Below are 15125 nucleotides of genomic sequence, written 5' to 3' on the forward strand. Positions count from 1 at the left end.
CTTGCAAATGCGGGGGCGCTCTATTCCGCTAACAGACTCACCAATTCGTCTGTTGAATAAAGATCAGCAAAAATCATCGACAGCGTGTGCAACGTGGCAGCATGTTCTTCATCGGACAGTGCAGCATTTGCATCAGCGGCGATCAGCACGCGATAGTTATGCTGCATGGCGTCCCTTGCGGTGCTTTCACAGCAGCAGTTTGTCAAAGTGCCTGAGATGAGCACAGTATCAATCTGATTGGCTTGGAGAATTTCATTCAGGCTACAAGTGCCGGGCGTGAAGCCACTAAACCGATGCTTGTCCACGATCATGTCAGCCGGATCGACATCCAGATCATCTGCTAGCTGCCAATAATGGGCACCGGGCGTGAAGGCTTGACGGTGAGAAAGCGCATTGCCGCCCATACGGACCATGAAATTAGACCAATCGGGGCCTTGTGCTGGCGGAGTTGTGTAGCGCAGGAAGATGTTCTTGCCGCCGCTTTTGCGGATTGCGCCCGATATGCTGTTGATGTTGCCCACGATGCTACGGGCAACCGGTACTTCAACCGGGGCACCTTCTTCCATGAAGCCGTTCTGCATATCCACGATGATATGCGCCAAATGCTTTGGATTGATATCCTTGAAGATATTTCCAGTCCCGCCACGAGCGCCTGCAAAGCGAGCCAGAATTGCGGTGTGATCGACTGCGTGTGGCATGGTTCCATTCCCGATTCCCGAAATTCAGGATGCCATCGGATCACGCAGACGTCTTGCACATATGCGCGGCATTGCGGCTGGAGAAACGCAGCCACGAAACGCTTCGTCGCAGCTTGCGGAACATCTTGCCGTTTCATCCGTCGAGAGGGAAACTTGGAGATCGATTATGCGCAGAATGATGATTGCAACACTTATCATGGGTTCGGCCGTCACACTGGGTGGCTGCGCGCGCAACTATACCGGCGAAGGTGCTGCGCTTGGCGCGGTCGTTGGTGCTGGTGTTGGCGCAGTGACCGGCGGTGATATTGCAACAGGTGCGGCTATCGGCGGCGCAGTTGGTGCAGCAGGCGGTTCACAAATCCGCAAGGACGGGGATCGCTGCTATGCGCGCGACCGCAACGGCAATGAGTATCGCGTGAATTGCTGATTATGAAACTTCGAGGCTCTTCGCGACTTGAGCAACCTTGGTAGCGAGAGCTTGGAAACGCGGTGCAGGCAATACTCTTTTGTAAATTGAGTAGTTGCATTGAAAATTTGGGTTGGCGAAGGTTGCAAATGATCCTTCGCCGACTCTTTCTATGATCATTGGTGCGTGCACGATATCGTTTCGCAATGGCAATAGCGCCATCAATTCGACCAACATCTGATCGATTTTGATTTTCCGCTCTTCAGCGATCGCAGAGTTCGGCATCGCTTTGCGCAAGGCATCTATTTTGGCGCTGAACATGTCTGTTTTGGTGGAGGTATTTGATTTACGGAGGAGAAGGTCAACCGAAGCCTCTGCATGGGCAAATGCATCAATCGTCTTACTACGCCAGAGATGCAGCGCGTTATCAGATGCCGAAATAGCCATATCGCTAAAATGGCGGGAAAATATCAACGATTCGTAAACGGATTAATCAATTCAAGCGCTTTCACAGACGGGGCATCCGGTGACGGATGGCCCCGTTTTGCGATGAACCAGTGGCGTATGATTTCGGCTTGTTGTTCGATGCCGTAGCGGTCGAACGGTTGGCCTTCGCGATAGGTGTATTTGTAGCGGCAGAAGGGGTGTCGCATCAGCGGAAGCCACCACCGTCCGCGTTGCTGGGTTTGCCAGACGTGCACCATTTCGTGAATGAACAGGCCTTGGTCGGATAGTCCTGCGCAAGAAAAATCATCGGTGTAACGCGAGCAGACTGGCGTGAAGTGGATATGCCCCATCGGGGCCATGACCGTACCGGTCGGCTGGAACGGGAACCAGCGTCGGCGGCGGATGCGGACGGGGTCGGGATCAATAGCTGCGCCGAAAACCTCGGACACCAGCAAGCGTTCGCCGGGGGTTAGAGGGCGCTCCGAACCGGGTGGGCAAAGAGCGCCATCATCTTTCACATTTTGCTCATGTCATGGTCCATGCCGGACATATCATGGTCACCCGAACCGCCAGCAATGCTTTCGATTTTGGCAGGTGCGCTAACCTTGTCTCCATTATCGAGCGTCACCGTGATTTCGGTGGTGTCGCCAGCCTTGAGTGTATCGGCTACACCGAACAGCATGATGTGCAGGCCGCCGGGTTTGAACGCTGCGGTTTTGCCTGCTTCAAGTGGCACATCCTTTGCCGGGCGCATGGACGATACGCCATTTTCGGTCACAGTTTCGTGCATTTCGGCGCGTTCTACGCCTTCGACATAGACGCCTGCGATTTTGCGCGCAGGCCCGCTGCCTTGTGCGATGTTGAAATAGGCAACGCCTGGTGATCCAGATACGGCAGGCAGGCGGACAATCGCATCGCTGACTGTGGTTCCGGGCGCATTTTCTGGCGTGGCTTCAGCAGATTGGCTGGCAGAAGCGCTGGGGCTATCGGATTTATCGCCGCATCCGCCCAGGATTAGAGCCACCGCGGAAAGCCCCGCGAACACACCATTGCGCATAACCATCGACTCCTCATGCCTAATTGCTTCACCCGGTAAGCGTACGGGGGCCTTGTGCCAAGCAGAACCGCACCTATATCGCCGTCAATCGAGCCGCGTTCGGCGGTCTGCCCGGCAGGGGGACTATCCATCCTCGCGGTGTCCAGATTGGAAGGAAATGGGGAAACCATGGCTAAAGTAATCGGTATCGATCTCGGCACGACCAACAGCTGCGTAGCAGTGATGGACGGCGGCACGCCGAAGGTTATTGAAAATTCGGAAGGTGCGCGCACCACACCGTCGATTGTCGCATTCACCAAGGATGGTGAGCGTCTGATCGGCCAGCCGGCCAAGCGGCAGGCTGTCACCAATCCGGACAACACAGTTTTCGCGGTAAAGCGCCTGATCGGCCGCCGCTTTGACGATCCGTTGACCCAGAAGGACACGGAACTCGTCCCCTATACGATCACCAAGGGCAAGAACGGCGACGCTTGGGTCAAGGCCGGTGGCCAGGACTACAGCCCTTCGCAGATCAGCGCGTTCACGCTGCAAAAGATGAAGGAAACCGCCGAGGCTTATCTTGGCGAGACCGTCACGCAAGCTGTGATCACCGTGCCAGCATACTTCAACGACGCACAACGTCAGGCGACCAAGGATGCCGGACAGATTGCCGGTCTTGAAGTGCTGCGCATCATCAACGAGCCAACCGCGGCTGCGCTGGCCTATGGCCTTGATAAGCAGGACGGCAAGACCATCGCGGTTTATGACCTTGGTGGCGGTACGTTCGATATTTCCGTGCTGGAAATCGGCGACGGCGTGTTCGAAGTGAAATCGACCAACGGCGACACGTTCCTGGGCGGTGAAGACTTTGACACGGTTGTCGTCGAATATCTGGCTGACCGGTTCAAAGCCAAGGAAAACATGGACCTGCGCGGCGACAAGCTTGCTCTGCAGCGCCTGAAGGAAGCGGCTGAAAAGGCGAAGATCGAACTGTCTTCGGCACAGACCACCGAAATCAACCTGCCGTTCATCACTGCCCGCATGGAAGGTGGCGCAACAACGCCGCTCCATCTGGTGGAAACGATCACGCGTTCGGACCTTGAAAAGCTGGTTGCCGGCCTGATCCAGCGTACGCTTGATCCATGCAAGAAGGCGCTTCAGGACGCTGGCCTTACAGCCAAGGACATTGATGAAGTCGTGCTGGTTGGCGGTATGACCCGCATGCCCAAGGTGCGCGAAGTGGTGAAGGACTTCTTCGGCAAGGAACCACACACCGGTGTGAACCCTGACGAAGTTGTGGCCATGGGCGCTGCCATTCAGGCAGGCGTGCTTCAGGGCGACGTCAAGGACGTGCTGCTGCTCGACGTGACTCCGCTTTCGCTGGGCATTGAAACGCTGGGCGGCATCATGACGCGCATGATCGATCGCAACACGACAATCCCGACCAAGAAGAGCCAGGTCTATTCGACTGCCGAAGACAATCAGCAGGCGGTGACGATCCGGGTGTTCCAGGGTGAGCGCGAAATGGCGCAGGACAACAAGATGCTTGGCCAGTTCGATCTGGTCGGTATCCCGCCTGCACGCCGTGGTGTGCCGCAGATCGAGGTCACGTTCGACATCGACGCCAACGGCATCGTCAACGTATCGGCCAAGGACAAGGGCACGGGCAAGGAACAGCAGATCCGCATCCAAGCCTCGGGTGGTCTTTCGGACGCAGACATCGACCAGATGGTCCGCGATGCCGAGAAGTTTGCCGATGAGGACAAGAAGCGCCGCGCCGAGGCAGAAGCGAAGAACAACGCCGAAAGCCTGATCCACGCGACCGAGCGTCAACTGGAAGAGAATGGCGACAAGATCGACGGCGCGTTGAAGGCCGAGATCGAAGCAGCCATTGCCGAAGCCAAGACCGCTGTCGAAAGCGGCAATGTTGAAGCAATGACCGCCAAGACGCAGGAATTGACCGACAAGGCCATGAAAATGGGCCAGGCGATCTATGAGAAGGAGCAGGCAACTGGTGCTTCTCCGGCCGCTGATGCCGGTGCCAAGGCTGATGACGATGTGGTCGACGCCGAGTTCTCGGAAGTCGACGACACCAAGTGATGTTGCGATGAACCAGACCCGTCGCTTGCGCAGGCGCGCTAGCGGCGGGTCTTTATTTGTCAGGGAAACGCAATGTCGACCGAAATCGACTTTTACGAATTGCTTCAAGTAGAGCGGACCGCCGACGATAAGGTGCTGAAATCCGCCTATCGCAAGTTGGCGATGGTGCATCATCCGGATAAAAATCCGGGCTGCGCTGAATCCGAAGCGAAATTCAAGCAGATCAACGAGGCGTATGCCTGCCTGTCTGATCCGCAGAAGCGGGCGGCCTATGACCGCTTTGGCCATGCTGCGTTCCAGCAAGGCGGCGGCGGTAATCCCGGCGGTGGCGGCGGCTTTGGTGGCGGAGACTTCGGCGACATCGGCGATATCTTCGAAACGATCTTTGGCGGTGGTTTCGGCGGTGGTGGTGGTCGCCAGCAGGCCCGTCGTGGTGCCGATTTGCGCTATGACATGGAGATCACGCTCGAAGATGCGTTCCATGGCAAAGACGCCGAAATAGCGGTTGAAGTTTCACAAACGTGCGATCCATGTGGTGGTTCGGGGGCAACGCCCGGCACATCGGCGCGGCGCTGCAACTTGTGCAAAGGGCATGGAAAGGTTCGCGCACAGCAGGGCTTCTTCATGGTGGAGCGGCCATGTCCAACCTGCCACGGTCGTGGTGAAATTATTGAATCACCCTGCAAGAGCTGCCGCGGCGAAGGCCGGGTTGATGCCGAGCAGAAGCTTGCAGTCAATATTCCTGCCGGTGTCGACAACGGCACGCGCATTCGTCTGGCCGGAAAGGGTGAGGCGGGGCCGTTCGGTTCGCCCGCAGGCGACTTGTATATTTTCCTGCATGTTCAACGCCACGCCATGTTTGAGCGCGATGGCACGACGCTGCTGACACGCTGCCCGATCAGCTTCACCAAGGCTGCGCTGGGGGGAGAGGTTGAGATTCCGGGCATGGATGGCCGGGTTCACACGATTGAAATTCCTGCAGGCATTCAATCGGGCAAACAATTGCGCAAACGCGGCGCGGGCATGCCCGTCCTGCAAGGGCGCGGTGTCGGTGATCTGGTTGTGGAAATTCAGGTCGAGACACCAAGCAAGCTTTCTGCCCGTCAGAAGGAAATCCTGCGCGAGTTTCAGGCGACTGAAACTGGCGAGGAATGCCCGCAGTCAAAGGGTTTCTTTGACCGGATCAAAGACGCTTGGACAGATTTGACAGAGTAACATCTGCTTGGCGCAAAGGCGCGAGGATGCAAAGCGGTCACACTTTTGGCAAAGTTACCTTACGCAATGCGTAAGTGGTGCCTGACAAATAGTTCTGACCCGGCCATCTTCGCGTCTTTGCAGGAAGCCTGCTTTCCTTCTCCGAACATCACTCGAACGCGGCGACAACTTCTGCGCGCAGCCGGTCTATCAAACCCGGTTCAGCCACCAATCGGCCTTGCTCTTCGTCCAGAATGGCCAAGAAGGCGTCGCGTTTAAAGGTACGGATAACCGCGTCGGGAAGCGGCACTTCTACGGTTGATACGATAAGATCGATCATCCGCTCCGCCCCGTGCAAACGGCCCCAAAGGTAATCGTTTTCACGATAGGCGCGGCTGAAAAATGCGCCAAAGTTGAAGAATTCGACCCCCCGAAGGCAGGCCAAAGTGCCGCCCTTTCGGATCGACGTCGCGTCATCGGGTGAAATGCGGTCGACTTTGACCGAATCAAATTCGTTCAAACCTTCGCCTTGAAGCAAGGGCAGAGTGGCAATATCGTAGAATGGAAAGCCGAGATAGGCGTGCAAGAAACGGCGGCGCAGCGGCTTGTCCATGCAATCCAGCGCTGTGACGAGTATGGTATCGACCTGTAGATCAAGCCCGATCAAGTCACGACGGGCGGCGATGGCGGCCAGTACGGCGCCGGGATCCACCATGACGACGGCGGCGGTTTCAGCAAAGCCCGGCCCCAATCCTTCGGCAGTTTCGCGGCCCTGATACAAAGCCTGGGCACGGTAAACGGCATCTCGTGCAACTTCGCGCGCGGCGGGGCTGATGTCGTCGCTGCCCTCCCATTCGTGGGTCAACCGGCGGGCAAGCAGTTTGAGGCGGCGAATGCGGAAGGCGATGTCATGCGTTCGAAAGAACGCGATGGCCTGTTCGGTTGCCCCCCCGCGCAAGGCGGAAAGGTGATCAAGCCCGCTTTGCGCCAAGTGCGCCCAAAGAATGGCCTCAATTTTGCCAGCCGATGCGGTCTGGGGCGCTGCATCGTGGACCAGTTCGGCCAAGCTGGTGACGATCCCCGCCAACTTGGTTTGGGCATAGCTGTGGAAAGCAAAGCCTGCGCGTTCGGCAGCGGATTGCTGTGCCTTGTGCCGCCACGCCGTCAATCGGCGGGCAGATGGGCGATCAAAGAATAAAGTGCGCCCGAACAAGCTTTCGACGGTTTCTTCAATCTCTGGTCGCAACGCCTCGACAATGAGGCGCAGCCGTGCGCGTTGGCGCGATTGGCGTTCAAGTGCTTCAAGATTGTCGCGGATGGGTTGTTCACGCGGTATGGACGAGAGCGAGCCGAAGATCGCTGAAAAGAAGCCGATAGTCCGGCCGCCTTTGCGGCTGATGCGCATGTGATCCGGGCTGGGATCAATATAGACGAAGCGGCGGTCAACCTCGCGCCGCGCAGGTCGGTCCCGCAACACGCTGATCGCCTGGGCAAAGGGGCGGTTGACCAGAACCGCGCCATCAATCAACGCCACGCTGTCAATATGGCCGCGCTTCCACTGGCTGGGCATTATCCGTTCAAGGAACTGGTTACGCCCGGTCCAGATTGTTCCGCGTTCCTGCACAAGCTGGTCGATTTCTTCAATCAACAGCGGCGGAAATGCACCGGGGAAGCTGGCGGTAGACCGCGCAGCTAGGACCAGTTCGGGCGCGGATGCAAGGCCTCCGGGCTGTTTGCTGTCAGCGGTATGGCGAAAGGCGATTGACAGGCGATGCTCGCTTTCCACCACGACGGGAGGGCTGTTCAGGCAAATTTCTTCAAGGTGCCCGTTAAAGTCGGTTGCCGTGACCAGAAGGTCAATCGGGTGACCATCAGGTAGCAAGGGGCCGCCTTCAGAACTCGATGCCATGGCATCAAGCGCGTCGGCGATCATTCTTGAAAATCCGATGCCGCTGAATGGCGGGGCAAACCATCGTGCGCGGATCAAGCGCGAGACCTTGCGGCGCACTTCGGACCGGGTCTGCGGGGCGACTGTGCTGCTGACGACATTGCCGGGGCGCTTCAACACGAACCAGACCAGCGGTTGCGCCCAGAACTTGGCAAAACGGCCCCATGGTTTGGCGTCCGGATCAAGCAACACGTCAATGTCTGCGCGTTCCAGCCACATCGCGGTCAATGGTTCAAGGCTTTGTCCGGTAGCGATGGCTTGGGCGAGGAATACGCCATTTATCCCGCCAGCGCTTGCGCCCGAGATAATGTCGGGCAGCAAACGCAGGCGCAATTCGCGGGTTGAGGCAATTTCTTCGAACAGGCGAAGGTAGACCGCCTCGACGCCGGTGCTGGTTTCGTTCAACGGGGAATGGAAAGCGCGACTGGCACGCGTGGCATGCCATAGCTCTTTGGTCACGCCGTGCATGTACACTGCGAGGCTGATGCCGCCGTAGCAGACGAGTGCGGTGCGCAATTCTTTCTGCCGCATGAGAACCTTCATGGCAGGGATCACGGGTGTCTGCCAGCAAGATTTGCGCTTGGGAGATGTAAAATCATCCGACAATAGAATTCAAGAAAAATAAGTAAAATATTGTAAATAAACAACAATGTTGCAAATTGGCCTGTCTTGAGAATTGTCAGAGTAACCGACGCTTTACCCTTTGTCCCTAGAGCGGAATTCGATTTGACCCAATCCGGGTCTGCCAGGGGTATCGAGCGCCGGTGCAATGATCCGCTTGTTCAAACATTATATCCCGCATTCAGTCCTGTTACTGGGGCTGCTGGACTTTATCCTTCTGGTCGGTGCTGGCGAGGTGGGCTGGCAAGTGCGGGCACACCAGATCGGGATGGATCCGGGGCTGGTGCCCATGCGCATGACGCCGCTGTTGATGTTTGCGGCATTGGTCCAAACGGCGATGATTGCCGTCGGGGTCTATGGTTCGGAAGCGCTGCGTTCCATGCGCTATGCCACCGCGCGATTGCTTGTTGCGGTCAGCCTTGGGATCATCGCGCTGTCCGTGGTCTATTTCCTGCTGCCGGGCCGCACGCTGTGGCGTTCAAATCTGCTCTACGCGATGTTCCTCGCGATGGGGTCATTGGTGATGATCCGCCTGCTGCTGGGTGGCTTGCTGGGGACAGCCGCGTTCCGTAGGCGCGTGTTGGTGCTGGGTGCCGGTGCGCGGGCCGAACGTTTGCGCAAGCTGGGGGAACGGCCCGAAGCCGGTTTTGCGATTGTCGGCTATATCGGCATGAGCAGCGTTGCGCCGGTTGTGATTGAGGCGATCCACCGCGATGCGATCAACAACCTGACACGCTATGTCGAAAATCTTGGCGTCAGCGAAGTGGTTCTGGCGCTGGAAGAGCGCCGCAATGCCTTGCCGCTGAAAGACCTGCTGCGGATCAAGACCACTGGCGTTCACGTCAACGACTTCTCGACATTCATGGAACGTGAGACGGGGCGGGTCGATCTTGATACCGTCAACCCAAGCTGGCTTATTTTCTCGGACGGCTTTTCATCGGGCCGCGCCATTTCCAGCGTGTCAAAGCGTCTGTTTGATATTGCCGCCAGCTTGCTCCTGCTGGTTCTAACGCTGCCGGTGATCGTGCTGTTTGCGATCCTGGTGAAGCTTGACAGCAAAGGCCCAGCGTTTTTCCGCCAGACCCGAGTGGGTCTGTATGGTGAGACGTTTGATGTGATCAAGCTGCGTTCCATGCGCACGGATGCCGAGGTTAACGGAGCCCAGTTTGCGCAGGAAAATGACCCGCGTGTGACGAGAATTGGCCGTTTGATCCGCCAACTGCGCATCGACGAATTGCCACAAACGTGGACAGTGCTGACAGGAAAGATGAGCTTTGTCGGCCCGCGCCCTGAACGGCCTGAATTTGTCGCGAGCCTGGAAGATGAACTGCCCTATTACGCCGAACGCCATATGGTCAAACCGGGCATCACCGGCTGGGCGCAAATCAACTATCCTTACGGCGCATCGCTGGAGGATTCGCGGCACAAGCTTGAATACGATCTCTATTACGCCAAAAACTACACGCCTTTCCTTGATCTGTTGATCCTGTTGCAAACCTTGCGCGTCGTGCTGTGGCACGAAGGCGCGCGCTGAGGATCGGGGCGGGTGGCGAACTTCTTTACGTGGCAAGGCCTTGGGCAGGCGATGTTTGTGACATCCGCCTTTGCCTTTCTGGTGTTGATTGGCTGGCGTTGGGACGGACGCAGACGCAAGCGTGATCGCGATCATGCCGGATGGCCCGAAATTGCAACATTTGCAATTGTGGCCGCATGGTCACTGGTTGTGGCGGCGACGGGAACGGCAACGCTCGTCAGCCAATGTTTTGAGACTTTGCGAAATCTGGCGCTGCTCGGCCTGATTTTGGCGCTGTTTACCCGTGATGGCAGGCACGCCAGTGTCGGGCCGATCCGCCCGGTTCTGGCAGCGCTCGTCTTTGTCGAATTGTTACAGTTTCTGCTGATCATGATGCAGTTCCGCTTTGGCCAAGACGTGGGCGTAGCGACCATGATCTTGCAGATTTCGTTCCTGTTCAGACTGTTGGTGGCTATCGGCGGACTAGTGCTTGTGCACAACCTCTACGTCGGCGCCGCGACCCACCAACGCATGGCGCTGCGCTGGACGTGTTCCGCTTTGGCGGTGATCTGGGGATACGACCTCAACTTATACACGATCGCTTATCTATCGCGCCAATTGCCGATGGAATTGGCAGCCTTGCGCGGGCTGGCACAGATCATTGCGGCAGGTTTGCTGGTCATCGGCGCTGTGCGCGGCCGTTCGGCCATGCGCTTTTCACCATCGCGTACAGTTGCGTTCCAATCGCTCTCGTTGATGGTAATTGGCGCTTACATGATCGTGATGGTTGGCGCGGCGCAATCGCTCGCGTGGCTGGGCGGGAATGCCAGCCAATTGGCTCAACTCGGGTTTATCTTTGTATCAAGCGTTCTGGTGTTGGCTATCATGCCATCAGCGCGGGTGCGGGGATGGCTTAAGGTTATGCTGGCCAAGCACTTCTTCCAGCACCGCTATGATTATCGTGCTGAATGGCTGCGGTTCACCCGGACAATCGGCCGGGCAGGTTCGCAAACCCCGCCACTGCACGAGCGTGTCGTCCAAGCTGTGGCCGACATTACCGACAGTTCGGCAGGACTGCTGCTGGTGCCTGCAGAGAGCGGTGAACTGGTGCTTGCATCGCGCTGGCAATGGCCCACTGCGGATGTTCCGGCAGAAGCGTTAAGCGCTGCTTGCGTGCCATTCTTTGAAAAGAGCGCGTTTATTGTCGATCTCGACGAAGTGCGGGCGGGGATTGATCACCATGGCGAACATGGCGCAGTTCCGGCTTGGATGCTGGAAGAGCAATCGGCCTGGGCGCTGGTGCCACTGCTTCACTTTGACCGGATGGTTGGCCTTGTTGTGTTGGGCCGCCCGCAGGTGGCGCGAAAGCTCGATTGGGAAGACTTCGATCTGCTGCGTGTGGTGGGCATGCAATTGGCCAGCTACCTTGCTGAACATTCCGGGCAATCGGCGCTGCTCGAAGCCAGCCGCTTTGACGAGTTCAACCGCCGCATTGCATTTGTGATGCACGATATCAAAAACTTGGCGAGCCAGATCAGCCTGCTGGTGCGCAATGCGGAAAAGCACGCCGAAAATCCGGATTTCCGCGCCGATATGCTGATTACGCTGCGCAATGCTGCAGACAAACTCAATGCGCTGCTCGCGCGGCTTTCCCGTTATGGCGCAAGCGGTACCGAACGGGTTGAGGACATTGACGCAAGCGATGTCGTTGCAGGCATCGCCGCGCGGTACAGCACCACGGGATTGCCGCAGCTTTATGTGACGCAAAGCCAACCTTGCCGGGTGATGGCCAACCGCGAGGTGTTGGAGCAAGTCATTCTGCATCTGGTGCAAAATGCCTTTGAAGCCAGCCCCGATGGCATGGCGGTATTCTTGCAAGTTGGCGTCGATAGCCTGCATGGCACAATCGAGGTGATCGATACCGGATCAGGGATGAGCGCGGAATTCATCCGGAACCGGCTGTTCAAGCCGTTCGTTTCAACCAAACAAGGTGGATTTGGGATTGGCGCGTTTGAAGCGCGAGAACTGGTCAAGGCAATGCGGGGACGATTGGAAGTCGAAAGCCGCGAAGGGCTCGGCAGCCGGTTCACCATCCGGTTGCCGCTGACTGCAGCCCAGCCGTTGATAAATTCCATCGAGAATGGCCAAGGCCCTCTCGACAAGAAGGTAGCATGATGAGCGATACCCAGCCCCAAAAGCGCCCTGTGCTGCTGATTGTCGAAGATGATCCGGGTCTTCAGGCGCAATTGAAGTGGGCGTACGAAGATTTTGAAGTGGTCATTGCCGGTGATCGCGCCAGCGCGCTTACCCTGTTGCGAGCAGAAGAACCGGTCGTCGTCACGCTCGACCTTGGCCTGCCGCCGGATCCCGACGGCACTACCGAGGGCTTTGCCGTGCTGGACGAGATGATGGCGCTTCGCCCGGATCTCAAAGTCATTGTAGCATCAGGCCATGGTGCGCGTGAATCGGCGTTAAAGGCAATCGAGAAGGGCGCGTACGATTTCTATCAGAAACCCGTTGATATCGATGCGTTGGGATTGATCGTCCGGCGCGCGCTGCATCTTTCGCGGATCGAGGCCGAGAACCGCAATCTGGCAAGCCGCGCCTCATCAGACAACAAAGTGCTTGGCCGGATGATCACAGCCGCGCCCGAAATGGTCAAAGTTGCCCGTACGATTGAGCGCGTTGCCAATACCAATGCATCGGTCATGTTATTGGGGGCCAGCGGCACCGGCAAGGAGTTGCTGGCACGCGGTCTGCACGATGCATCGAACCGCGCCAAGGGATCGTTCATTGCCATCAATTGCGCGGCAATTCCTGAAAACCTGCTCGAAAGCGAATTGTTCGGGCATGAAAAAGGGGCATTCACGGGCGCTGTCAAAACCACCGAAGGCAAAATTGAACTGGCCAGCGGGGGCACGCTCTTCCTTGATGAAGTGGGCGACATTCCGCTGCAATTGCAGGTGAAGTTGCTGCGCTTTTTGCAAGAACGCACGATTGAACGCATTGGTGGCAGGCGCTCGATCGAGGTGGACACACGGATTGTATGTGCAACCCATCAAAACCTTGAAGCGATGATCACCGATAACCGGTTCCGCGAAGATCTGTATTACCGGCTTGCCGAAATCGTCGTGCGTATTCCCGGCCTTGCTGAGCGGCCGGGTGATGCCACTTTGCTCGCCAAGACATTTCTGTTGCGCTTTGCTGCAGAGATGAACCCGCAAGTGAAGGGCCTTGCCGCAGATGCCTTGGCCGCGATTGATAGCTGGAATTGGCCGGGCAACGTGCGTGAGCTTGAAAACCGGGTCAAGCGCGCGGTGATCATGGCAGATGGCAAGTTGGTGACCGCGGCCGATCTTGATTTACCGGGCTCTGCGCAAGATCAGGTGACCCCGCTCAACCTTAAAACTGCGCGTGAGGCAACGGATCGCAAGATCATCCGTCACGCTTTGGCGCGGAGCGAGGGCAATATTTCAAGCACCGCAAAGATGCTCGGGATCAGCAGGCCGACGCTGTATGACCTGCTAAAGCAATACGACTTGCAGGCATAAGCCCGTGCGGCGTTACCACAAGCAATTGGGGGCAGCCGTTGCGCTCCTCGTCTTGGCGGCAGCAGCGCCGGTGCGCGGCGATGCGTCTGGTGCCGAACTGGATGTGGCATTGGCAAAAGCGCGCGCAGCGCTCTCCAAAGGGGACGGGATTGCTGCCGAAGCTCCTTTGCGATCAGCAGTGCGCAGAGGTGCTGTCACGGATGCCGTGCGTGCCGAACTGGGTGAGGCGCTGCTGATCCAGGGTGACCGGCGCGAAGCCCGAAAAATGCTTTACGGCGGTGACTTCATTGCCGGGAGCGCTGCGCAAGGGTGGCATATGCGCGGGCGGCTTGAGCTGGCCGAAGGGCATTTGGCACAAGCCGGACAGGCGTTTGATCAGGCTTTGCGGCTTGATGGTGAAAGTGCCGCGCTGTGGATCGACATTGCACGGCTGCGCTTTTCTGGCGGTGAACAATCACAGGCCATTGCGGCTGCCGAACGCGCGGTAAAGCTTGGCCCGAAAGACCCGCGCGCGCTTGAGATGCGCGGACTGCTGATTCGTGAGCAATTCGGGCTCTATGCGGCATTGCCGTGGTTTGAGGCGGGGCTGCAAGTCGCTCCGGATGATCTTGGACTGTTGAGCGAATACGCTGCGACGCTTGGCGATATGGGCCAGTACAAAGCGATGCTGGTGGTGTGCCGCAAATTGACCTCTATCGATCGGGGTAATGTGCGGGCACTTTATCTTCAGGCGGTGTTGGCTGCACGGGCAGGGCAGACCACACTTGCCCGCAAAATCCTGCAGCAAACCGGTACCGCGCTGCGTGATGTGCCGGCGGTCATGCTGTTGAACGGCATTCTGGAATACCGTGCGGGCAACAGCAACTTGGCAATCGGCCATTTCAACCGATTGGTGCGGTTGCAGCCGGATAACGTGCAAGCGCGGTTGCTGTTTGTGCGCGCACTACGGCGCCAGAATTTGAATAGGGAAGCCATTGATGCCGCTGGCCTGTGGCCAAAGCAGGACTTTGCGCCACCCTATTTGCTGGCGAACGTCGGACATGCCTATTCCGCCATGGGGAACAAGCAGGAAGCGGCAGCGCTGCTGGCAAGGGCAGATGATCCAGGTGAGCAGCCTGCACAGCCCATTCCGAATGCACAACCTCTCTCTGCGCTGGCGATGCGCTATGCTGATGCTCCAAACTTTGCCGGAAATGCGGTGCCTTATATTCGTGGACTGATCGGAGCGGGTGAAGGGGCGCGCGCAAAAGAAGTCGCTGACCGCTTGCGATTGGCCAACCCCGGTGCGGTAGATGCATGGCTTCTATCGGGCGACACCCGCATGGTTATGGGCGATAAGCTGGGTGCACTCGACATGTATGGCCGCGCCGCGCTGATGCGCTTCAACCTGCCCACGATGCTGCGCATTGATTACGCGATGCGTGCCCTTGGACATCAGGCTGATGCCAACGCCATGGTGGCCCGATTCTTGCGGCAAAATCCGGGCAATCCCCAAGCGTTGAAACTGTTATCATTTGGCCGCGAGGCTGTGGGCGATCGTGATGGCGCAGCGCAGATTGAGGTGCTGTTGCGCGCAAGGGTTTTGCGCAATCCATCATAAAATGCCCCTCG

General features: G+C 57.7%; 12 protein-coding genes. 7 read left to right on the forward strand and 5 right to left on the reverse strand.

The genetic code is table 11. The annotated features are described in order from the left end of the window. Window positions 1–20: 20 nt before the first annotated feature. Complete coding sequence (locus B7Y89_RS05830) at window positions 21–602, reverse strand: cysteine hydrolase (protein ID WP_292936656.1); 582 nt, start codon at window positions 600–602, stop codon at window positions 21–23. Between the two features lie 262 nt (window positions 603–864). Here B7Y89_RS05830 and B7Y89_RS05835 point away from each other — a divergent pair, with 262 nt between their 5' ends. Next, window positions 865–1125 carry a YMGG-like glycine zipper-containing protein gene (locus B7Y89_RS05835; RefSeq protein WP_292936658.1) on the forward strand — a complete coding sequence of 87 codons (261 nt, stop codon included), beginning with the start codon at window positions 865–867 and terminating at the stop codon, window positions 1123–1125. On the opposite strand, the gene B7Y89_RS05840 is transcribed toward B7Y89_RS05835, so the two are convergent. The 3 genes from B7Y89_RS05840 to B7Y89_RS05850 all read right to left on the reverse strand — a co-directional run bounded on the left by B7Y89_RS05840 (window position 1126) and on the right by B7Y89_RS05850 (window position 2608). Further along, window positions 1126–1551: a hypothetical protein gene (locus B7Y89_RS05840; RefSeq protein ID WP_292936660.1), complete on the reverse strand. Its 426-nt coding sequence runs from the start codon at window positions 1549–1551 to the stop codon at window positions 1126–1128. Between the two features lie 23 nt (window positions 1552–1574). After that, window positions 1575–2000, reverse strand: a complete 426-nt coding sequence (locus B7Y89_RS05845; protein WP_292936662.1) for a vgr related protein — start codon at window positions 1998–2000, stop codon at window positions 1575–1577. Window positions 2001–2065: 65 nt separating this feature from the next. Next, a complete protein-coding gene (locus B7Y89_RS05850) occupies window positions 2066–2608 on the reverse strand; it encodes a copper chaperone PCu(A)C (protein WP_292936664.1) in 543 nt (180 codons plus the stop codon). Between the two features lie 168 nt (window positions 2609–2776). Between B7Y89_RS05850 and dnaK the strand changes: the two genes are divergently transcribed. Further along, a complete protein-coding gene (gene dnaK / locus B7Y89_RS05855) occupies window positions 2777–4687 on the forward strand; it encodes a molecular chaperone DnaK (RefSeq protein WP_292936666.1) in 1911 nt (636 codons plus the stop codon). Window positions 4688–4759: 72 nt separating this feature from the next. Next, window positions 4760–5902, forward strand: coding sequence for a molecular chaperone DnaJ (dnaJ, locus tag B7Y89_RS05860; protein WP_292936668.1), 1143 nt, complete (start codon window positions 4760–4762; stop codon window positions 5900–5902). A 148-nt stretch (window positions 5903–6050) separates the two neighbouring features. On the opposite strand, the gene B7Y89_RS05865 is transcribed toward dnaJ, so the two are convergent. Next, window positions 6051–8360, reverse strand: a complete 2310-nt coding sequence (locus tag B7Y89_RS05865; RefSeq protein ID WP_292936670.1) for a patatin-like protein — start codon at window positions 8358–8360, stop codon at window positions 6051–6053. A gap of 238 nt (window positions 8361–8598) precedes the next feature. On the opposite strand from B7Y89_RS05865, the gene B7Y89_RS05870 reads away from it, so the two are divergent. From B7Y89_RS05870 to B7Y89_RS05885, 4 genes are read left to right on the forward strand one after another with little or no spacing between them, the layout of a single operon-like run. Beyond that, window positions 8599–9984: a TIGR03013 family XrtA/PEP-CTERM system glycosyltransferase gene (locus tag B7Y89_RS05870; protein WP_292936672.1), complete on the forward strand. Its 1386-nt coding sequence runs from the start codon at window positions 8599–8601 to the stop codon at window positions 9982–9984. Window positions 9985–9996: 12 nt separating this feature from the next. Beyond that, a complete protein-coding gene (gene prsK / locus B7Y89_RS05875) occupies window positions 9997–12138 on the forward strand; it encodes an XrtA/PEP-CTERM system histidine kinase PrsK (RefSeq protein ID WP_292936674.1) in 2142 nt (713 codons plus the stop codon). Next, a complete protein-coding gene (gene prsR / locus B7Y89_RS05880; protein ID WP_292936770.1) occupies window positions 12138–13514 on the forward strand; it encodes a PEP-CTERM-box response regulator transcription factor in 1377 nt (458 codons plus the stop codon). Before prsK ends, prsR begins: the two co-directional genes overlap by 1 nt. Before the next feature lie 4 nt (window positions 13515–13518). After that, window positions 13519–15114 (forward strand): tetratricopeptide repeat protein, encoded by a 1596-nt coding sequence (locus tag B7Y89_RS05885; RefSeq protein ID WP_292936676.1) that lies wholly within the window; start codon window positions 13519–13521, stop codon window positions 15112–15114. Window positions 15115–15125: the final 11 nt, after the last annotated feature.

This window comes from Novosphingobium sp. 32-60-15 (genome assembly GCF_002280675.1).
Taxonomy (GTDB): domain Bacteria; phylum Pseudomonadota; class Alphaproteobacteria; order Sphingomonadales; family Sphingomonadaceae; genus Novosphingobium.

Coding starts and splice junctions, on each gene's coding strand:
- B7Y89_RS05835 (WP_292936658.1), top strand. CDS start 865: ATGCGCAGAATGATGATTGCAACACTTATCATGGGTTCGGCCGTCACA.
- B7Y89_RS05840 (WP_292936660.1), bottom strand. CDS start 1,551: ATGGCTATTTCGGCATCTGATAACGCGCTGCATCTCTGGCGTAGTAAG.
- B7Y89_RS05850 (WP_292936664.1), bottom strand. CDS start 2,608: ATGCGCAATGGTGTGTTCGCGGGGCTTTCCGCGGTGGCTCTAATCCTG.
- dnaK (WP_292936666.1), top strand. CDS start 2,777: ATGGCTAAAGTAATCGGTATCGATCTCGGCACGACCAACAGCTGCGTA.
- dnaJ (WP_292936668.1), top strand. CDS start 4,760: ATGTCGACCGAAATCGACTTTTACGAATTGCTTCAAGTAGAGCGGACC.
- B7Y89_RS05865 (WP_292936670.1), bottom strand. CDS start 8,360: ATGCGGCAGAAAGAATTGCGCACCGCACTCGTCTGCTACGGCGGCATC.
- B7Y89_RS05870 (WP_292936672.1), top strand. CDS start 8,599: ATGATCCGCTTGTTCAAACATTATATCCCGCATTCAGTCCTGTTACTG.
- prsR (WP_292936770.1), top strand. CDS start 12,138: ATGAGCGATACCCAGCCCCAAAAGCGCCCTGTGCTGCTGATTGTCGAA.